The following is a 19,811-nucleotide window of genomic DNA, read 5'->3' on the forward strand; positions in this document are numbered from 1 at the left end:
TTGATAGCGCTAACAAAACGGTGGTCCGCAATGCCCGGCCAGGGCGGAAAGTTTCTGGTTGACTTTCCGAAAGGTTACCGTGACATTGCCGAACCGTTACGCTAGGCTCCCGCTCGTAGCCATGTCAACAGTCTGGGTCAATTGCCGGCATCTCGCTGGTCGCGCCAGGTCAGAGGGCTGTCATGTTTCAAGGTGGTTTTCCGAAAGTCGAACTCGCCGGTGTCGCCGGATGGCGGCACCACGGCAACAGGAGGTCATGTGCCTCGAGCCACGCTGGCTGACGTCGCGGCGGCGGCCGGAGTGTCGGTGCCGACCGTTTCCAAGGTCCTGAGCGGGAAGAAGCACGTCGCCGCCGCCACCAGGGACAAGGTCCTCGAAGCGGTCAGGACCTCCGGATACGAGGCCCCGCGCCCGCCGAGCACGCCCAGGGTCGGCGTCGTCGACCTGCTCATCGACGGGCTCGGCTCCCCGTGGGCCCAGGTGCTCATCAGGGGCGCCGAGAAGGCGGCGGCGCGGTGGGGGTTCTCGCTCGTCGTGACCTCCTCCGCGCGGTCCGACTTCGACCTGCGGCGCTGGATCGGGATGGTGCGCAAGCGCAACACCGACGGCATCGTGCTGGTGCTCTCCCGGGCCGACCAGCGCGAGATCACCGCCATCGAGGAGCTCCTGCACGTGCCCCTGGTGCTGCTCGACCCGGTCGGACAGCGCGACCCGCGCCTGTCCACGGTCGGCGCCACGAACTGGCTGGGCGGCGTCATGGCCACCACCCACCTGCTGGAGCTGGGGCACACCAGGATCGGGTTCATCGGCGGGCCGCTCGACACGCAGTGCACGCTCGACCGGTACGAGGGTTACCTCGCCGCGCACCGTACGTTCGGCATCGACTCCGATCCGGCGCTGAGCCGTTACGGCGACTTTCTGGTCACGGGCGGCAAGGACCTCGGGGGCTGGCTGCTCGACCGCGACGACCCGCCCACCGCCGTCTTCGCCGGTAACGACCTGCAGGCCGCCGGCGTCTACCAGGCGGCCACCGAGCGGGGCCTGCGCGTGCCCGACGACGTGTCGGTGGTGGGGTTCGACGACTCGATGCTGTGCGAGATGCTCTCGCCGCCGCTCACCACCGTCCGGCAGCCGCTCGACGACATGGCCAACGAGGCGGTCCGGCTCGTCGCCGAGGAGCTGACCCATCCGAGGGGGCCCGCGGGCACCCGCATCGAGCTCGCCACGACCCTCGTCGTCCGCGGCAGCACGACCCGCCACGGCTGACCGTGCACGCGCCCGGGGTCGAGCGGGAGCGGGCTAGGCGGTTCCGGGATCCGGCGCGTGCAGAATCAGGCGCGCATGCCCGCGTACGCCTCCGCCAGCCCGTTCTCGTTGCCCGCCGGCCCGCTGACGCCCCTGAGCACGCCGCGCTCGATGCGGTCGGCGAAGTAGATGGCATGGGCCATCCACCGCACCCGTACGAACAGGTCGAGGTGGTCGAGGTCGCGGGCGATGGCCGGGTCCACCATGCGGTAGCCGTCCAGGACGTGGCGCAGCGCCTGCGGCGTGTCGCGGGTCAGCACGGCCACGCAGGCCAGGTCGTAAAGGAGGGGCGCCTGCAGGGTCGCGCCCCAGTCGACCAGGCCGTCCTGGGCGGGGAAGTGCTCGCTCAGGCGGAAGCTGTCGAGTCCCGGGTCGCCGTGGACCACTCCGATGGGCAGCAGCGGCGCCGCCTCGCGCGCCTCGTCCAGCACCCGTGCCGCCGCCTGCCGCACGTGCGGCGGCATGGCGAGGTCCCGCAGGCCGTCACCGGCCCACGCCCAGGGCCATCTGAGCGGCTCGCCGATGTCCTCGGTGTCGTTGCCGAGGGCGCGGTGCGCCCTGGCCAGCAGGACGCCCATCCGGCGCAGGTCCTGGCGGGAGGCGGGATCGGGTATCGTGCCGGGGACGTATTCCAGCAGCGCCAGCACCCCTTCGGCCAGCTCGGCCGCCGTCCGGCCGTCGGGCAGGGCGACGGGGGCGCCGCTGACCAGGCCGCGGCTCTGGGCGCGGGCGGCCACCCGCAGCCCGCTGACGAAGGGGCCGGCCGACTCCGGGTCGGCGAGCTTGGCGACGTACCGCTCGCCGGTGGGGGAGCGGACGAGCCAGGTGGCGGAGTTCCAGCCGCCGGGCAGCGGCTCGGCACCCGCCACGGGCAGGCCCCAGCAGGCCAGTGCGGACAGCAGCCGGTCGTGACTCATGGACGCCATGCACTCCATGTGCCCTGCGCCGGGGCCGGATCATCACACCGCCCGCGTTGGCGCGTTGTGCGATCAGGCTTTACCCCCAGGGTAGATCTTTGCCGGATTCATGGGGTTTCGTTTGCCTTTGTCCGGTTTGGTAGGTAAGTTAGTGACTGTTGCCGGCGAGTGGCCTGCCCCTGACCTTCTGGAAGCAGGGCCTCCCGGACAACGGATCCGCGATTCTCCGGATTCTCCCGCGCTCCCACGTAGCGTCTGTTTTGGCGTGATGCCCGGCTACGTTCGCTCAAGCGAGCGCAAAGATCCCGTCCCCTAACAAAGGACCTGAATTCTTTCATGTCTGCTCGCCTGCGTTCCTTCGCCCTGCTCACCGCCTCCGCTGTGACGGCCCTGACCATCGGCTCGACCGCGGCGCACGCCGACTCTGGCGACACCGAGCAGAGGGGCGTGCTCAAGGGCTCGACCACTGCGTCCTACTTCTGGGACGACGCCTCCGGCCGCGCCGGTGACACCGGCCTCCCGGCCGCGGGCAAGCCCATGCAGAAGGGCCTGGTCGCCAGCCCCAGCTGGCCCCTCATGACCGAGGGTTACGTCGTCTACAAGGGCAAGAAGATGCCGTTCTTCGTGGGTGACCGCGGTCCCGGCGACCCCTCCAGCCGCGGTGTGATGCTGGACCTCGACGCCAAGACCTTCGCCGAGCTCACCGGCGGCAAGTTCAACCCGGAGACCCTGGGCGTGGACGGTGTCGGTGGCGAGGGCCACATCAAGATCGACTACGTGGTCACCAAGTGGGGCGACGGGGTCGGCAAGAAGAGCTTCCCGGTCGCCTTCTCCACCGGCGCCTGGTCCGAGAAGGACACCCGCCCGGTGATCCAGTCGGTGTCGGTCAAGAACCCGACCGGCTGAGACCGGACAGCATGGAAAAGGGCGCCCCCGCCGCGGGGGGCGCCCTTTTCGCGTGCCTCTACCTGACGTTCGGTACGGGCACCTTCGACCAGTCGATGTCCGAGCCGAGGTGGAAGCTCGGGTACGCCGGCTGGTTGTAGCCCGTCTGCTGCCTGGCCACGTCCACGCGGTACTGCGGGTCGTGCATCAGCGTGTACAGCTTCCGGTCGGTCACCTCGGTGCTGAGGTACATCCGGACCGCGGTGCTGTCGGCCGTGCGGACCAGCAGTTCCTCGCGCCAGTCGCCGAAGACGTCGGCCACCAGGCCGGGGTTGCCCTTCGTCCAGTTGTTGGTCAGCGTGCCCTCGGCGCTCAGCAGCCGGCCGCGCCTGTGGTCGTCGATGGTGGGCGTCTGCAGGACGGTGGTGGCGGTGCCGTTGACCAGCTGGGTGGTCATGTCGGCGGCCCAGCGGATGCTCATGTTGGTACCGGGCGCGGTCCTGCCCAGGTACTCGCCGCGCGCCGACCACAGGCCCGCCTCGATCGCCTGGTTGGGCGGCATCGACGACCATGTCTCCACGCCCCGGATCGACGGGTCGATGTCGCCGACCATGCCCCGGCCGGTGTCCACGCCGCTGTAGCCGCCGTGGATCACCTTGCCGGTGGCCGCCTCGCGCAGCGCCCAGCCGTACGGGGCCCAGGAGCCGCCCTCGTGCACCGTCCAGATCTCCAGACCGGGGCGGTCGGGGTCGAAGTCGCCGACGTGCATGGCGTCGCCGTGGCCGAGCCGGACGTTCTGGCCCGGGACATTGCTCTGCGGCGGGGCCACCGCGAAGGAGGAGTAGAGCAGGTCGCCGTCGTCGTCGATGGTCGCGGCACCGTACACGATCTCCTGTTTGCCGTCGTCGTCCACGTCGGCCGCGCTCATCGAGTGGAAGCCCTGCGTGGTCAGGTCGGCATATTCCGGGTTGCTGCCCGGTACGCCGTGCGGGGAGGCGTTGAACGGGTTGGCCATCGGGGCGTGGCCGCTGTCGACGTACCAGCGCTCCTTGAGCCGCCGGCCGTTCCAGTCGTAGGCCACGAGCGTGGTGCGCGTGTAGTAGCCGCGGGCGAACACGGCCGAGGGGCGCTTGCCGTCGAGGTAGGCGACCGAGGACAGGAAGCGGTCCACCCGGTTGCCCGGCTCGATCCGGGCCATCGCGTAGTCGCCCCACAGCAGCCCGTCGTCGCCGCGGCCGGGCTTGTAGTGGATGGTCTGCAGCTCGCGGCCGGTGGCGCCCTCCAGGACCGACAGGTATTCGGGGCCGGTCAGGATGTACCCGGCGAACTCCCGCAGCCGGTTGTTCCCGCTGCGGGCCGGCGCGTAGACGTCGACGAAGTACGTGGCCAGCTCCGTCGCGTCCGCGCGGGACAGCGGGTACGTGTACTTCTTCTCGATGCCGAAGGCCGCTTCCAGGGTCGCGGGCCAGCGGCCGGCGACGACCTCCGGGTGCTCGTGCCATTTCGCGAACATGTCAGCAACATGGTCGAAATAGTCTGCTGCACTCTTTCGATAGTCGTCGGTGTTGGAGTATCCGGCTTTGAGGTCCTCGCGCGGCATCGTGATATAGCGCTCGGACACGACCTCGCCATTGGCCCCATAACGCAGGATCTTCGTGCCCGGGGCGGTCTTGAGCATCATCTCCGAGCGGCCGTCGCCGTCGAAGTCGTAGACCAGGAACTGGGTGTAGTGGGCGCCGGAGCGGATGTTCACGCCCAGGTCCAGCCGCCAGCGCAAAGTGCCGTTGAGCTCGTACGTGTCCACGTACGTGTTGCCGGTGTAGCCGCGCTGCGAGACGTCCTTGGAGTTGGACGGGTCCCACTTGACCACGTACTCGTACTGGCCGTCGCCGTCCACGTCGCCGACGCTCAGGTCGTTGGCCGAGTAGGTGTACGCCTCGCCCGCCGGGGTCACGCCGTCGGCCGGCTTCTTCAGCGGCAGATCATAAAACGTTTTAAGCCAAGGCGTGGCTACGGAGCTGCGTCGGCCCTCGCGACCCTTCACGATCGGGGCCACGCGATACGCGGACTGCGCCGTTCCCGCGGCGTCGCGGTAGTTGGTGCTGTCGGTCACCGTGGCGATCGGGCGGCCGTCGCGGTAGACGCGGAAGTCGGTGCCCGTCATGCCCGAGGCGCCGTGTCCGGACACCTCGTCGCCGAGCAGCCGCCAGCTCAGGAACACGCCTTCGCTGGTCGAGGCCGCTACCAGGCCGCGGTCGAGGTGCTCGAGCCGCGGGCCGGAGCCGTGGCCGCGCGAGGCGTCCGCGGCCGCGGGTAACGCGGTCAGCGGCGCGCACAGCAGGGCGGCCAAGCCGGTGGCGAGCGCGCGGCGGATGCTGCTGGGGGGTCTCATGGTCACGAGCTCCGCTGATTAAATCGATATAATTTTAGTGGGAGAGTATTGGCCTCCTGTGAGGTTTGTCAAGAGATTGTTTCGGACTGATTTCCCGGCATGGCGAAATTCGGGACGTTCCCGAATTCAATGCCATTCGGGAAAGCGGGCTTTCCGTCGTCCCGTGTCCGGGATCGCCTATGACACGATCTCCACCCGCGCCCCGGCGAACCCGGCCGGAACGGCATCGGTCACGAGGCACTCGACCGCGTCCCAGCCGCACACCCGGATCGGGGCGCTGAGGGCGAACTTGCGCGCGTCGCCCACCACGACCGTGCTGCGGGCGATCGCGATGAGGCGGCGCTTGGTCTCGGCCTCGTACGGCGTCGCGCCGTACACGCCGGAGCCGTCCAGCGCGGTGGCGGCCAGGAACAGGGTGCGCACGCTCAGGTGCTCCAGCGCCGCCAGGGTCTCCGGGCCGCCGAAGGAGCGGGTCTCCCTGCCGTACTGGCCGCCGATGCCGATGAGCGTGACGTCCGCCCTGGGGGCCAGGGCGGCGATGGCGGGCAGCGAGTGGGTGATCACCGTGAGGCCGGCGTCGGCGGGCAGGAGCTTGGCGATCTCCAGCGTGGTGGTGCCCGAGTCGAGCGCCACGGCCGTGCCCGGCTCGACGTGCCGCACGGCGGCGGCGGCGATCGCGCGCTTGGCCCCGGCCGCCTGCTCCGAACGGTCGGCGAACGGCAGGGCGGCCGCCTCCGCCGCCGTGGCGCCGCCGCGCACCGCCCGGATCAGGCCGTCGCCGGCCAGCCTGCGCAGGTCGCGGCGGACGGTGTTGGGGGAGACGCCCAGCTCGGTGACCAGGTCGGTGGCGGCGACGTACCCGTGCTGCTCGATCCGGCGCAGGATCGCCTCCCGGCGGGTCGGGGCGGAGGTGTAGCGGAGGGTGGCGGCCTCGGAGTCGCTGCTCATATGACCATGATGCTCCAAAAGTTGGCACTTTTACGCCATCTTTTGGATTTATAGTGACAACATGATGCGGCTGCTGGCGGGGATCGACGTGGGGACCACCCACGTCAAGGTGGGCCTGTTCGACGAGCGGGGCTCCTGCGTCGCCGCCGTCGGCCGCGCGACGCCGCGCGACCTGCCGGGCCTGGTGGCCGCCGTGACGGACGCGCTCGGCGAGTGCGCCGGCCGCGCCGGGCGGGGGCCGGAGGCGATCGGGATCGCGGGCATGGCCGAGACCGGCGTCCCGCTCGACGCGTCCGGCCGGCCGCTCACCCCGCTGCTGTGGTGGAACGACCCCCGGGGCGCGGACGAGGCCGCCGGGCTGGGGCGGGACGCGCCGGCCCTGTACGCGCTGACCGGGCGGTGGGCGGACGCCAAGGCGCCGCTGGCCAAATGGTTGTGGCTGCGGGCGCACTCGCCCGAGGTGCTGGCGTCGATGCGGTGGTGGGCGAGCGTGCCGGACGCGGTGGCGTACGCGCTGACGGGGTCGCTGCGCACCCATGCCACGCTGGCCGCCCGCACCCTCGCCTACGACGTGGCGCGCGGGGACTACGACGGGGACCTGCTCGCGCTGGCCGGGCTGAGCGCCGACCGGCTGCCTCCCACGGCCGGGGCGGTGGAGCCGGTCGGCCCGCTGACGGCGCCGGTGCGCGGGGTGCGGCCGGGCGTGCCGGTGGTGATCGCCGGTCACGATCACGCGGTGGGGGCGTGGGCGGCGGGCGTACGGCGTCCGGGGGACGTGGCGGACTCGCTCGGCACGGCGGAGGCGGTGATGGCGCCGGCGGCGGGGCGGCCGGACCCGCGCACCGGGCTGGCCCTGGGGATGACGGCGGACCCGTCCCTCGACGGTGCCCGTACGGTGCTGGTCGGAGCGCTGCCGACGAGCGGCGCCCTGCTCGACTGGCTCCTCGGCCTGCTGGCCCCCGGCGACACCGCGGACACCGCGCGCCCCGATGTCCCCGCCTCGGGCGTCCCCCGCCCCGATGGCCCCGCGCCGGGCGCCTGCCGCCGCGACGCCTCCGCGTCGGGTGCCGTTGGCCCCGATGGCTCCGGCCCGGGTGCCGTCGGCCACGACCTGGAGGCCGCTCTGCCACCCCGGCGGCGGCCGGGCGGGTATGCGGCCCTGCCCGGGCTGCTCGCCGGGGTGCGGTTGCCGACGGGGATCGTGGTGGAGCCGTACCTGAGGGGCCGGGTGGCACCCGCGCCCGACCGGGACCGGCGGCTGGCGCTGTCGGGGCTGGACGCCGGGCACGAACCGGGCGACCTGCTGGCCGCCGCCATCGAGGGCACGTGCCTGCACGCCCGCTGGATCCTCGACGAGCTCACCGCCCTGGCCGGCGCCGCGCCCGGACGCCTGGCGGTCTTCGGCGGCCAGGTCAGGATCCCGCTCTGGATGCGGGTCAAGGCGGCCGTCTCGCCCGTGCCCGTGGAGGTGGTGCTGGCGGACGACACCGTCTGCGCGGGGGCCGCCCTGATCGCCGGGCAGGCGGGGGGCTCGCTGGACGACGTACCCGTGCTGCCCCGCGAACACCTCCCGCCCGACCCCGCCCTCCGGGCCGCCTACCTCCCCCAGTACGAGCGCTTCCTGGCCCGGGGACGGGCCTGACCAGCGGCAGAGACACCAGAACAGGAGCACGAATGACCAGACCCGAGACGGTCACTTCCGCACCCACGCTCGACCTGCTGGCCAGGCCGTCCGGCGGGTTCGCCATGGTCGCCATGGACCAGCGGGAGAGCCTCAGGCAGATGTACGCGGCGGCCACGGGCGAGCGGGTGGGCGACGAGCGGCTGACGTCGTTCAAGCTGGCGGTGGCGCGGGAGGTCGGGCCGCACGCCTCCGGCTTCCTGATCGACCAGGACTACGGGTTCGGGCAGGTCGCGGCGGAGGGCGTCGTCGGAGGCGGCCTCATCGTCGCCGTGGACGCCCTCCAGCAGGACCCCGACGGGCCGGTCGACGACACCTCGATCGACGAGCGCGTCGACCTGGCCGCCGCCAGGAAGGCCGGTGCGGTCGCGGCGAAGCTCCTGCTCATCTGGCGCGACGACGAGCAGAGGGGGCGGCGGCTGGAGACGGCCGCCGAGTTCGTCCGGCGCTGCGCGGACGTGGGGCTGCTCTCCGTCCTGGAAGGCGTGGCCAAGCCGGCCGCCGGTGTTTCCGAGGGGGCCTTCGAGGGGCCCGGCGCGATCAGGGAGGCGGCGCGGGAGCTGGCCGGGCTGCGGCCCAACCTGTACAAGGCGCAGGTGCCGCTCGGCGGGGCGGCCCCGGAGGAGCGCCTGGGCGAGGAGTGCGCGCTCCTGGACGAGGTGATCCCCGTGCCGTGGGTGGTGCTGTCGCAGGGGGTGGAGCGGGACGACTTCCCCGCCGCCGTACGGGCCGCGTGCCGCGCGGGCGCGTCGGGCATGCTCGCGGGGCGGGCCATCTGGAGCGACGTGGTCGGCTCCGGGGACGTGCCGGGCGAGCTGCGGGCCCGCTCCGTGCCCCGGCTGCGGCACCTGGCCGCGATCGTGGACGAGCACGCCCGCCCGTGGCACACCCCACGCGAGGGGGCGGCCTGATGAGCGGGGCCGCGCCGAAGATCGCGATGCTGCACACCGTGCCCGCCCTCGCCGGGCCGCTGACCGAGCTCGCCGCCGAGGTGCGCCCCGGTGCCCGGATCCTGAACTTCGTCGACGAGAGCCTGCTCCAGGACACCATCGCCGGTGACGGGCCGCCGCCGCACGTGCTGCGCCGGGTGGTGTCGTACGCGGCGTACGCGAAGGAGTCCGGCGCGGCCGTGCTGCTGGTCACCTGCTCCTCCATCGGCGAGGCCGCCGAGCAGGCCCGGCCGTTCGCGGAGCTGCCGATCCTGCGCATCGACGAGCCGATGGCCGAGCAGGCCGTACGGGCGGGCGCCCGCGTCGGCGTGCTGGCCACGCTCGCCACCACGCTCGGCCCCACCACCCGCGCCGTCGAGCGGGCCGCCGCCCGGGAGGGGGTGGCGCGGGAGGTCGTGCCGCATCTGTGCGACGGGGCCTTCGAGGCCCTGCGCGGCGGCGACCCGGCCCGCCACGACGCCCTGGTCCTGACCGGGTTCCGGGAGCTGGCCGGGAAGGTGGACGTGGTGGTGCTGGCCCAGGCGTCCATGGCGCGGATCGTGGGGGAGGCCGGCGGGGACGTCCCGGTGCTGTCCTCACCACGCTCCGGCGTGGCCCAGCTCGCCTGACGGAGGCGGCCGGCTCAGCAGGGGCGCACGAGCGGCCGGCTCAGCCGAGGCGCAGGAGCGGCCGGCTCAGCAAGGGTGCACGAGCGGCCGGCTCAGTCGGCGCGCAGGACTATGCGGCCGCCGGTGGTGCCCGCAGACTGGCGGCGCCAGGCGTCCGGGGCCTCCTGGAGCGGCACCACCTCGTGCGCCACCGCCAGCCGCCCGGCGGCCGACTGCTCGGCGACGAACGCGACGGACGCCGCCCGCTGCTCCCGGGTGAGCTCGTTGTTGGTGTACCCCAGCACCCGGAGCGAGCGGCTGCGCAGCGTGGCGGAGTCGAGCGGGCACGTCTCCGACGCCGACCCGCCGAGGTTGACCAGCCTGCCGCCCTTGCGCAGCACGCGCGCCGCCGCCGCGGCCGGGACCCCGAAGAGCGGGTCGAGCACCAGGTCCACGGGCCCGTCGCAGACGGCGGAGAACCGCTCCCCGAGCTCGGCCACATCAGCGGCGACCAAGGCGTCGGCGCCGGCCTGCCCGGCCCGTTCCAGGTCGAGGGCGACCACGGCGTCGGCGCCCGCCTGCCCGGCCCGTTCCAGGTCGAGGGCGACCACGGCGTCGGCGCCCGCCTGCCCGGCCCGTTCGAGGCCGCCGGGGGAGTGGGCGGCCGCCACCACGCGCCGGGCCCCCGCCAGGCGGGCGAGCTGGATCGCCGCCTGGCCCACCACGCCGCCCCCGCCGAGCACCAGCACCTGCTCGCCCGCCACCAGCTCGCCCCGCCAGGTCAGCGCCATGTGGGCGGCCACGGCGGACAGGCCAAGCGCGGCCACCGCGAACGGGTCGGCACCGGCGGGCAGCTCCACCAGGTCCTCGGCCCGGGCCGGTGCCAGCTCGGCCATGCTGCCGTCACCCGGCGCCATCCCGGCCGAGGTCGGGAACCACACGAGCCGCCCATCCGCCGTGCCCACGCCCTGGACGCCGGGCACGTAGGGGAGGGCGGGCGCACCGAAGTAGGACGTACCGGTCGCGCACAGCAGGTCCAGCGGGGTGATCGGCGCGGCCGTCACCCGCACCAGCACCTCACCCGGCGCCGGCGCGGGCTCGGGACGATCGGTGACGACGGGCGCCCGCCCGCACACCTCGACCTGCGCGGCCCGCATCAGCCCGCCCCAGGTCTCGACCGGCCGGAGCTCGCGAGCCGGCCGGTGCCGCCGCGGAGGGCGGAGGGCTCCGGGTGGGTGGCGCGCATCAGGTGGCGATGTCCGGATAGGGCAGGCTGTGGTGGGACAGCCTGCGGGCGTATTCGAGCTGGAAGCCCAACGGCTCGGCGTGGTCGCGCTCGAACATGGCGATGAACAGCGTCAGCGTGAGGAACGGGTGCGCCCCCAGCTCGAACAGCTTCGCGTAGTCGTGGGCGGCCAGCGCCTCACGTTCGGTGTCGTCGAAGCGCAGCCAGGTGGACGACTCGGCGGTGTGGCAGCCGAGGATGCGGTTGGCGTACTCGGCCTCCCACCACTCCACCGTCGCCCGCGGCTGCTCGCGGTAGCGTTCGACCAGCTCTGGGTCGCGATCGACGGTGAACAGGAACTTGTTCAGCAGGTATTTGCTCACGAGCGGCCGCCTCCGTCCGGGTACCAGGTGAAGTACGCCTCCATGGTGTGGAACAGGTCGTAGGTGTCGACGTAGTCGGCTTTGCGGCCGTCACCGGCGACGCCCATCATGAGCATGAAATCCATGAACCCGTGGGTGGCGTTGCCGGGGTTCCAGAGGCTGTCCAGGGTGACCTCGGCCAGGCAGCCCTCGATGTCCCCGGAGGAGATCCACTCCACGGCCTTGCGGTCGAACTCCGGGTCGGGGCCGTGCGGCCCGAACTGGCGGGGGCCGCCGAGTTCGAGCGACAGGTGCCCGGTGCCGATGACGGCCACTCGCTGGTTCCCGGGCCACGACTCCACCAGCTCCCTGATGGTCCGCCCGAGCTGCACGAACCGCTTGGGCTGCGGCAGGGGCGGGGCGAAGATGTTGGTGTAGATGGGCACGATCGGCAGGTCGTTCTGCGGGCGCAGGGTGATGATCGGGCACGTGATCGAGTGGTCGATCCGCAGCTCGTTGGAGAAGGCCAGGTCGAACCCGGCGTCCAGGCCCTCGCGCAGGATGTGCGCCGACAGGTCCTCCTGCCCGGTGAACAACATCCGGGGCAGGCCGAACTCGCGTTCCTCGTTGTAGAAGTTCGCGTCGTAGAAGGGCGCCTTGCCGACCAGGAACTGCGGCATGTTGTCCAGCCAGAACTGGTGGAAGTGGTCGGAGCCGACCATGACCAGCACGTCCGGCCGGGCCCTGGTCAGGGTCTCGCGGAACGCCTCGACCTTGCGCACCCATTCGTCGGCGAACGGGGGGCGCTCGTCTCCGGTGGAGGTGCTGGCGCGGTAGTAGAAGGGATGGTGGGTGGATGCGATGACGGCGACGACCTCAGCCATGCGAACCTCCATCGGGGAACGGCTCGGGCGGGATGGACCGGTTGTTCAGGTCCACCGACAGGAAGATCTCGTTGGCCACCGGCCGCCGCAGCTCCTCGGCGAGCTGCCCGATCAGCCCGGCGGTCCTGGCCAGCAGCGCGAAGGCGCGCAGCAGTTCCAGCGGCAGCCCCAGGTCGGCCAGCGCCGCACCGCAGGCCCCGGCGCCGTTGACCGGCAGCGTTCGGCCCAGCACCTCGGGGTGCACGCGCCCGACGGCCGCCAGCAGCGACAGGTGCGGCCCGAACAGGCCCTCCTCGGCCGCGATCTCGAACAGCCGGGGCGTGCGCGGGTCGCCGTCCTTGTGCACGTGGTGGCCGAGCCCGGGGATGAGCTGCCGGCTCTCCCGCCGGGCGCGGACGGTTTCCAGGGCGAGCGCGTCCCAGCCCTTCTCGTCGCAGGGCAGCGGGTCGCGGGTGGCGAGCACCTCGTGCAGGAACCGGCCGCAGTCCTCGGTGACGCCGAGGAAGCGGGAGCCGCCGCCGAGCAGCCCGGCGGCCAGCGCGCCCTGGACGGAGTCCGGCGCCGACAGGTACGTCAGCCGCGTCACGATCGCGGTCGGCGTGAACCCGTGGTCGGCCAGCGCCGCCAGCACCGCCTCGAACACCCGCACCTCGCCCGGCGCCGGACGGCGCTGCGTGGCCAGCCAGAACGCCAGCTCACCGAAGCTCACCTCGCCCATCACGTCGGCGGCCAGGTCATGGCCCAGCAGCGTGATCGAGGTGGGGGAGGACGCGCCCAGCGCGGTCGGGTAGTCAGCCATGCCCGCCCTCCAGCCACTTGCGCAGCTCGGTGCCGTGCTCGTCCAGCTCGGGCGGCGGCAGGGCGTACCCGGCGGGTGTCTCGGAGAAGCGGATCGGATGCCGCGTGGTCGGCACGGCCCGCTCGCCCTCGCCCACCACGACGACCGGGTCCAGCCCGAACCGCTCCGCCGCCGCGAACCCGCCGTCGATCGTGTTGATCGGCCCGCTCGGCACGCCCGCCTCCACCAGCAGCGCGAACCACTCGTCGGCGGGCCGCAGGACGAGCCGCTCGACCAGGATCGGCCGCAGCTCCTCCCGCCGCTCGGTACGGTCGGCGTTGCGGGCGAAGCGCGGGTCGTCGGCGATCTCGGGGATGCCGAGCACCTCGCACAGCTTGCGGAACTGGCCGTCGTTGGCCGCGGCCACGATCAGGTCGTGATCGGCGGTCGGCAGCGGCTCGTACGGGAACACGCTCGGATGCGCGTTCCCCATCCGGTAGGGCACCACGCCCCCCGCCACGTACGCCGAGCTCTGGTTGACCAGCCCCGTCAGCGCCGACGACATCAGGTTCACCTCGACGTGCTGCCCCCGCCCCGTGGCCTCGCGATGCCGCAGCGCGGCCAGCACCCCGATGACGGCGTGGTTGCCCGCCATGACGTCGAACACCGAGATCCCGGCCCGGTACGGGGGCCCGTCCGGCTCCCCGGTCAGGCTCATCAACCCCGACATGGCCTGCACCATCAGGTCGTAACCGGGCACCCGCGCCCCGGCTCCCGACCCGAACCCGCTGATCGAGGCGTACACCAGCCCCGGGTTGCCCGCACTGGCGGCGGCATAGTCCAGCCCGTACTTGGCCAGTCCGCCCGGCCGGAAGTTCTCCACCAGCACATCCGCCCGCCGGGCCAGCTCCCTGGCGACCGCCGCGTCGTCCTCGTCCCGCAGGTCCAGCGCGATCGACCGCTTGCCCCGGTTGACCCCGAGGTAGTAGGTCGACACCTCGCCCCGCGCGGGCGGCGTCCACGACCGGGTGTCGTCCCCGCCGGGCCCCTCGACCTTGACGACGTCGGCGCCCAGGTCGGCCAGCAGCATCGTGGCGTACGGCCCGGCCAGGATCCGGGAGAAATCGGCCACCAGCACGCCCGACAGCGGCCCTCCCGGCACGGTGTCAGTCATCCGGCTCCATTCTCGCGTCCGTTCAACGGACGTATGTCCGCTGATGCGATCTCAGCATTGCTGCGCGTTCCCGTCAACCGTCTTGACAGGCGTCCGCCCACTCATCACAGTGACGATGACCGTACAGCGGACAATCGTTCGCAAGCGAGGAGCGTGCCATGAACGAGTTCGAGGCCGGACGCCCCGTGGTGCTGCGCGGTGGCACCGTGCTGCCCATGGACGGCAGGCGGGTGCTGGCCGGGACGGACGTCCTAGTCAGCGGGGACCGGATCGCCGCAGTCGGCCCCGGGCTGGCGGCGCCCGCGGGCGCCGCCGAGATCGACGCCTCCGGCGGCATCGTCATGCCCGGCATGATCGACACCCACCGGCACATGTGGCAGACCGCGCTGCGCGGCTACGGCGCCGACTGGACCCTCACCCAGTACTTCGTCTGGTTCTACCTCGAACACGGCAAGCTGTTCCGCCCCGAGGACGTGCACGCCGGCAACACCCTGGCCGCCATCGAAGCCCTGGACGCCGGCGTCACCACCGTCGTGGACTGGTCCCACGGCCTGCGCACCCCCGACCACGCCGACGCCGCCGCCGACGCGCTGCAGGCAGTGCCCGGCCGCTACGTCCTCGCCTACGGCAACATCCAGCAACCACCCGCCGAATGGACCACCGCTCCCGAGTTCCGCGACTTCGTCCGCCGCCGGATCACCGGCAACGACCTGCTCGGCTTCCAGCTCGCCTTCGACGTCCTCGGCGACCCGTCCTTCCCCGAAGGACCCGCCTTCGAGGTGGCCCGCGACCTCGGCGTACCGGTCACCACGCACGCCGGGGTGTGGGGCGCCACCGGCGACGACGGCATCCGCCAGATGTACGAGCACGGCTTCATGACCCCCGGCACCATCTACGTGCACGCCGCCTCCCTGTCGGCGGACTCCTACCACCGCATCGCCGCCACCGGCGGCTCCATCTCGGTCTCCACCGAGAGCGAGCAGAGTGCCGGCCAGGGCTACCCGCCCACCTGGGCCGTCCGCGCCCACGGCATCCCGGTCTCACTGTCCATGGACACCAGCGTCTGGTGGAGCGGCGACCTGTTCTCCGCCATGCGTGCCACCCTCGGCGCCGACCGCTCCCGCGAGCACCTGGAGGCGCACGCCAAGGGCGAGACGGTGACGCACTGCGCGCTGCGCGCCGACCAGGTCGTGGACTGGGCCACCAGGGGCGGCGCCCGCGCGATCGGCCGCGACGATCTCGGCACGATCGAGCCCGGCAAGAAGGCCGACCTCGTGCTCATCAAGAACGACGCCTCGCCCGTGTCGTTCCCGCTGCTGCACCCGTTCGGCCACGTCGCCTTCCAGGCCCAGCGCGGCGACGTGCACACCGTGCTGGTCGACGGGCGCGTGGTCAAGCACCGGCACCGCCTTCTCGGCATCGACCTGGCCGCCGCCCGCGCCCAGGCCGACCGCACCGTCGAGTACCTCAGGAGCACGATGGGCGAGGAAGCCTGGGAGAAGGGCATGAACCCGGACATCCCGGCAACCAAGATCCTCGACAACCCGTACACCTACACCGACTTCCGCAGCGACTCCACGCACCGCCTTTGAGTCGCCGCTGTGCGGACGGGCGACCGTCTAGAGTCGGATCAGTCGAGATCCGAGCGAGTGAGGGCGTACATGGCACGTGGTGAGACCGGACCTGACTTCATCGAGGCGCTGGCCCGCGGCCTCGACGTCATCAGGGCCTTCCAGCCGGGACGCCCGGTCATGTCGCTGACCGAGGTGGCGACCGCCGCCGGGCTGGCCCGCCCGACGGCCCGGCGGATCCTGCTCACCCTGCAGGAGCTCGGCTACGCCAGGGCCGAGCAGGGCGGGTTCGCGCTCACACCGCGCGTGCTGGAGCTGGGGGTGGCGTACGTGCGCTCGATGGGGCTGTGGGAGGTGGCCCGGCCGCACCTGGAGGCGCTGGTCACGCAGACCCGCGAGTCGTCGTCGATCGCCCAGCTCGACGGCTCCGACATCGTGTACGTGGCCAGGGTCGCCGTGCCGAAGATCGTCGCGCTGTCGGTGCAGATCGGCACCCGTTTCCCGGCGCTGCAGACCTCCCTGGGCAAGGTGCTGCTGGCCGCGCTGCCGCCGGCCGAGGTGGAGCGGGTGCTGGCCGAGCCGAGCCGCTCGGGCATCGAGCCGCGCTGGCGGCCGGACGCCAAGGAGCGCGAGGCGGTGCTGCGCTCGGTGCGCGCCAAAGGCTGGGCGTTGACCGACGAGCAGCTCGCCCTGGGCATCAGGTCGGTGGCGGCGCCGCTGCGCGACGGGCTCGGCAACGTCATCGCGGCGGTCAACGTCAACGCCCACGCGGCCGAGACCTCCATCGAGAAGCTGACCGAGGTGCACCTCCCGCTGCTGCTCAAGACGGCCGGCGCGATCAGCGCGGACTGGGCGGCGTACGAGGCGGTGCCGCACGTTACGGCCTCGTGAGCATTCATATCCGGCGCATATGAATAGCGGCGGATCAGGCGGCGAATCGGGATCCGCGGGCGCGGCGGCGGCAGGATCGAGCCCTGTCGTCCACGTCCCCGAACCGTCTTTGGGATCCACATGCGCCTGCTCCTCAACACCGTCGTCAGCCTGGTCGCCGCCGTCTCCCTGACGGCCGAGCCCCGCGACCAGGTCAGGCGTACGGACTTCCACGTGAACGGCGACCCCGGCGTGAAGATCGCGGTTCGCGAGGTCAGCGTCCCCGGCGCCCGGCGCGGCCGGCCGGTGCTGCTGCTGCACGGCGCCCGCGTCCCCGGCGTGGGCAGCTTCGACCTGCCGGTGCCCGGCGGCTCCCTCGCCGAGGACCTCGCGCGCGCCGGCCACCGCGTCTACGTGATGGACGCCCGCGGGTACGGCGCCTCCACCCGGCCGCCCGCCCTGTCCCGCCCGCCGCAGGAGAGCCGGCCCGCCGTCCGCTCCGACGAGGTGGTCCGCGACGTCGCCGCCGTCGTGGACCGGATCGCCCCCGGCGGCCAGGTGGCCCTGCTCGGCTGGGCGACCGGCGGGCACTGGCTGGGCCAGTACGCCGCCGCCAACCCCGGCCGGGTCAGCCACCTCGTGCTCTACAACACCCTGTACGGCCCGGTCGACGGCCACCCCACGCTGGGCCGCGGCAGCGACAACGAGGACCCGGAGCACCCCGGCCGGTTCAACGCCGCCCGCTACGGCGCCTACCGCTACAACACCGTCGCCGGCCTCTTCCCGTCCTGGGACGGCAGCATCCCGGTCGAGGACAAGACGGCCTGGCGGGACCCGGCGGTCGCGGCCGCGTACGCCAAGGCCGCGCTGGCCTCCGACCCCACCAGTGGCACCCGCACGCCGCCCAGCTTCCGCGCCCCCTCCGGCGCCATGGAGGACAGCTTCTACCTCGCCACCGGCCGCCAGCTCTGGGACGCCGGGCTGATCACCGCCCGGACCCTCGTCCTGCGCGGCGAGCGCGACTTCTGGAGCCGCCCCGAGGACGCCGCCAAGCTGCGCGATCACCTGGTGCACGCCCGCGAGGTCAGGAGCGTGGAGCTGCCCGGGGCCACGCACTACGTCCACCTCGACCGCGCCGAGCGGGGCCGCGACCGGTTCCTCCGAGAGGTCACGAGCTTCCTGGGTCTTGCCGGTTAGTCCCTTGTCGGCTTTGAATGAGCCCCATACCAGTGATCCTGGAGGGGCAGATGCGTGGTTTACGGACGTCCGTAGTTGTTCTGTCAGTTGTCGCCACGACGTTACTAGGGGTGCAACCATCCACCCCGGCGGTCGCGGGACCGACCGATCCCGAGCCGGTCTCGCTCGTCACGCTCTCCGTCCCGGACCGGGCCGCGATGGAGCGGCTGGTGGCCTCCGGCGCCGACCTCACCGAACGGGTACGCCCCCAGCCGGACGGCAGCGTCCAGGTCGACGCCGTCGTCACGGCCGGCCAGCTGGAGTCCCTGCGGCAGCTCGGCGCCACCCCGGCCGACGAGGCCCAGCCCCAGGCCCGCGCGAAGGCCACGGCCGCGCAGGACCAGATCGTCATCGAGCGGGCAGTCTGGTACAAGTCCCGCGACGGGTACTTCCTGTCGGTCGAAGCCTCCAGCAGCGCCGCGCAGGCGGCCACGCTCACCGTCGCCTGGAAGGGCAAGCGGGGCACGAGCGGGCAGGCGGAGATGGTCGCGTACGTGGACGCGGGCGCGTACCTGGGCCACCAGTTCGCCACCCCCGTCCCGGCCGAGGACCGGCCGCAGTGGGTCACCGTCACCTCGGCGGGCGGCGGCAAGGCCGAGGCCCGGGTCGGTGAGTGGCCCGACGGCGAGCGGCCCGACCACAACGGGCGCGGCTACCAGAAGGACTTCATCACCCAGTACATGCCGCCGGCCCAGCTCAACGAGCGGATCAAGGCCCTGCACCGGCAGTTCCCCAAGCTCACCGAGCTCATCGCGCTGCCGTACAAGACCAACGGCTACCGGCGGCACGCCCAGGCGCTGATCGGCACCCCGCCCGGCGCCGCCGTGGTGATCACCTCGACCGCGTACGGCTCCGAGGGCGGCAACGACCTGTCCGTCGAGCTGGTCGACCCCGGCGCGCCCGGACGGCCGCTGCAGGTCACGCTCAACGGCAAGAACATCACCGTCAGCCTGGCCACCGGCGACTCCGGCGCGCCGGTCAGCACCGCCGCCCAGGTCGTCGCGGCGATCAACGCCACGGCCGGCCTGCCCGTCCGGGCCGGCGTCTACCGCACCGACCCGGGGGCGGGCGTCATGGCGCCCGCGCCGCTCACCCAGCTCGACGACTTCCTCAACGCCCCGGCCGACGTCTCCCGCGCGCCCGCGCAGGTGCTGGCCCTGCGCATCGGCGTGCACCGCAACGGCTCGCGCACCGGCGTGCTCGCCTACTCGCAGGAGCACGCCAGGGAGTGGGTGACGCCGCTGGTCACCATCGAGGCCGCCGAGCGGCTGCTCCGCAACTCCAGCCGCGACCAGGCCACCCGCCGGCTGCTGGAGCGCACCGACATCTTCATCGTGCCTACCGTCAACCCCGACGGGGCGAACTACAGCTTCTACGACTTCAACTCCCAGCGGAAGAACATGACCAACCACTGCCCGGCGCAGCAGTCCGACCCGGCGCTGCGCAACACCTGGGGCGTGGACGTCAACCGCAACTACGCCGTTGGCTCCCTGACCGACGGGTACTTCGGCGCCTCGGCCAACTGCCAGAGCGGCACGTACGCCGGGCCGGGCGAGCACTCCGAGCCGGAGAGCCGCAACGTCATCTGGCTGGCGCAGAAGTACCGCAACATCAAGTTCGCCATGAACGTGCACAGCTACGGCGGCTACTTCATGTGGCCTCCCGGCGCGTACAAGCTCGACGGCCGCGTCACCCTGCCCCGGCCCACGCCGCGCGAGGAGGCGTACTTCCTGCGCTCGGCCCGCACGATCGAGGAGGCCATCGCCACCGAGCGGGGCACCGTGATCTGGCCGCAGCAGACCGGCCCCGTGACGGACGTGCTGTACTCGGCGGCCGGCAACTCCGCCGACGAGCTCTGGTACGACTTCGGCATCTACGGCTGGGACTTCGAGGTCGGCGCCGACCTGTGGAACCCCGCGACCCGCACATGGGAGGGCGTGGGCTTCCAGCCGCCGTTCAGCGAGGGGCACGCCGAGGCGCTGGAGTTCGCCACGGGCCTGATCTCCCTGATCGGCATCGCCGCCGACTACCGCGAACCCTGATCCG

Annotated in this window: 17 protein-coding genes; 9 read left to right on the forward strand and 8 right to left on the reverse strand. The window is 72.5% G+C overall.

Annotation, left to right across the window (positions count from 1 at the left end):
• Positions 1 to 258: 258 nt before the first annotated feature.
• Entirely contained in the window at positions 259 to 1,266 is a 1,008-nt protein-coding gene (locus tag AB0J69_RS35910; RefSeq protein WP_364126808.1) for a substrate-binding domain-containing protein, read from the forward strand.
• Positions 1,267 to 1,331: 65 nt separating this feature from the next.
• Here AB0J69_RS35910 and AB0J69_RS35915 read toward each other — a convergent pair whose 3' ends face one another.
• Positions 1,332 to 2,231 (reverse strand): phosphotransferase, encoded by a 900-nt coding sequence (locus tag AB0J69_RS35915; RefSeq protein WP_364126811.1) that lies wholly within the window; start codon positions 2,229 to 2,231, stop codon positions 1,332 to 1,334.
• A gap of 327 nt (positions 2,232 to 2,558) precedes the next feature.
• On the opposite strand from AB0J69_RS35915, the gene AB0J69_RS35920 reads away from it, so the two are divergent.
• Complete coding sequence (locus AB0J69_RS35920; RefSeq protein WP_364126813.1) at positions 2,559 to 3,128, forward strand: hypothetical protein; 570 nt, start codon at positions 2,559 to 2,561, stop codon at positions 3,126 to 3,128.
• Positions 3,129 to 3,186: 58 nt separating this feature from the next.
• Here the strand turns inward: AB0J69_RS35920 and AB0J69_RS35925 are convergent, their stop codons facing one another.
• Complete coding sequence (locus AB0J69_RS35925) at positions 3,187 to 5,499, reverse strand: rhamnogalacturonan lyase (RefSeq protein WP_364126815.1); 2,313 nt, start codon at positions 5,497 to 5,499, stop codon at positions 3,187 to 3,189.
• 177 nt (positions 5,500 to 5,676) lie between these two features.
• Positions 5,677 to 6,447 (reverse strand): DeoR/GlpR family DNA-binding transcription regulator, encoded by a 771-nt coding sequence (locus tag AB0J69_RS35930; protein ID WP_364126817.1) that lies wholly within the window; start codon positions 6,445 to 6,447, stop codon positions 5,677 to 5,679.
• Positions 6,448 to 6,508: 61 nt separating this feature from the next.
• Between AB0J69_RS35930 and AB0J69_RS35935 the strand changes: the two genes are divergently transcribed.
• From AB0J69_RS35935 to AB0J69_RS35945, 3 genes are read left to right on the forward strand one after another with little or no spacing between them, the layout of a single operon-like run.
• Positions 6,509 to 8,089 carry an FGGY family carbohydrate kinase gene (locus AB0J69_RS35935; protein ID WP_364126820.1) on the forward strand — a complete coding sequence of 527 codons (1,581 nt, stop codon included), beginning with the start codon at positions 6,509 to 6,511 and terminating at the stop codon, positions 8,087 to 8,089.
• Positions 8,090 to 8,121: 32 nt separating this feature from the next.
• The gene (locus AB0J69_RS35940) at positions 8,122 to 9,039 is read left to right on the forward strand and encodes a hypothetical protein (RefSeq protein WP_364126822.1); all 918 of its coding nucleotides are present in this window, start codon (positions 8,122 to 8,124) and stop codon (positions 9,037 to 9,039) included.
• Positions 9,039 to 9,686, forward strand: coding sequence for an aspartate/glutamate racemase family protein (locus AB0J69_RS35945; RefSeq protein WP_364126824.1), 648 nt, complete (start codon positions 9,039 to 9,041; stop codon positions 9,684 to 9,686). The genes AB0J69_RS35940 and AB0J69_RS35945 overlap by 1 nt, the downstream gene beginning before the upstream one ends.
• Before the next feature lie 92 nt (positions 9,687 to 9,778).
• Here AB0J69_RS35945 and AB0J69_RS35950 read toward each other — a convergent pair whose 3' ends face one another.
• The 5 genes from AB0J69_RS35950 to AB0J69_RS35970 form a co-directional block, all read right to left on the reverse strand.
• Complete coding sequence (locus AB0J69_RS35950) at positions 9,779 to 10,822, reverse strand: zinc-binding dehydrogenase (protein WP_364126826.1); 1,044 nt, start codon at positions 10,820 to 10,822, stop codon at positions 9,779 to 9,781.
• Between the two features lie 88 nt (positions 10,823 to 10,910).
• Positions 10,911 to 11,273 (reverse strand): hypothetical protein, encoded by a 363-nt coding sequence (locus AB0J69_RS35955; protein ID WP_364126829.1) that lies wholly within the window; start codon positions 11,271 to 11,273, stop codon positions 10,911 to 10,913.
• The gene (locus AB0J69_RS35960; RefSeq protein ID WP_364126832.1) at positions 11,270 to 12,136 is read right to left on the reverse strand and encodes an extradiol ring-cleavage dioxygenase; all 867 of its coding nucleotides are present in this window, start codon (positions 12,134 to 12,136) and stop codon (positions 11,270 to 11,272) included. Before AB0J69_RS35960 ends, AB0J69_RS35955 begins: the two co-directional genes overlap by 4 nt.
• Positions 12,129 to 12,935 carry a citryl-CoA lyase gene (locus tag AB0J69_RS35965; RefSeq protein WP_364126835.1) on the reverse strand — a complete coding sequence of 269 codons (807 nt, stop codon included), beginning with the start codon at positions 12,933 to 12,935 and terminating at the stop codon, positions 12,129 to 12,131. The genes AB0J69_RS35960 and AB0J69_RS35965 overlap by 8 nt, the downstream gene beginning before the upstream one ends.
• Positions 12,928 to 14,088 carry a CoA transferase gene (locus tag AB0J69_RS35970; protein WP_364126837.1) on the reverse strand — a complete coding sequence of 387 codons (1,161 nt, stop codon included), beginning with the start codon at positions 14,086 to 14,088 and terminating at the stop codon, positions 12,928 to 12,930. Before AB0J69_RS35970 ends, AB0J69_RS35965 begins: the two co-directional genes overlap by 8 nt.
• Before the next feature lie 158 nt (positions 14,089 to 14,246).
• Between AB0J69_RS35970 and AB0J69_RS35975 the strand changes: the two genes are divergently transcribed.
• The 4 genes from AB0J69_RS35975 to AB0J69_RS35990 all read left to right on the forward strand — a co-directional run bounded on the left by AB0J69_RS35975 (position 14,247) and on the right by AB0J69_RS35990 (position 19,807).
• Positions 14,247 to 15,680 (forward strand): amidohydrolase family protein, encoded by a 1,434-nt coding sequence (locus AB0J69_RS35975; RefSeq protein WP_364126840.1) that lies wholly within the window; start codon positions 14,247 to 14,249, stop codon positions 15,678 to 15,680.
• Between the two features lie 69 nt (positions 15,681 to 15,749).
• Positions 15,750 to 16,550, forward strand: a complete 801-nt coding sequence (locus AB0J69_RS35980) for an IclR family transcriptional regulator C-terminal domain-containing protein (protein ID WP_364126842.1) — start codon at positions 15,750 to 15,752, stop codon at positions 16,548 to 16,550.
• 120 nt (positions 16,551 to 16,670) lie between these two features.
• Positions 16,671 to 17,726 (forward strand): alpha/beta hydrolase, encoded by a 1,056-nt coding sequence (locus tag AB0J69_RS35985; RefSeq protein WP_364126845.1) that lies wholly within the window; start codon positions 16,671 to 16,673, stop codon positions 17,724 to 17,726.
• A 110-nt stretch (positions 17,727 to 17,836) separates the two neighbouring features.
• Complete coding sequence (locus tag AB0J69_RS35990; protein WP_364126848.1) at positions 17,837 to 19,807, forward strand: M14 family zinc carboxypeptidase; 1,971 nt, start codon at positions 17,837 to 17,839, stop codon at positions 19,805 to 19,807.
• Positions 19,808 to 19,811 lie beyond the last annotated feature (4 nt).

The sequence above is a fragment of the Nonomuraea sp. NPDC049709 genome (assembly GCF_040674815.1).
Taxonomy (GTDB): domain Bacteria; phylum Actinomycetota; class Actinomycetes; order Streptosporangiales; family Streptosporangiaceae; genus Nonomuraea.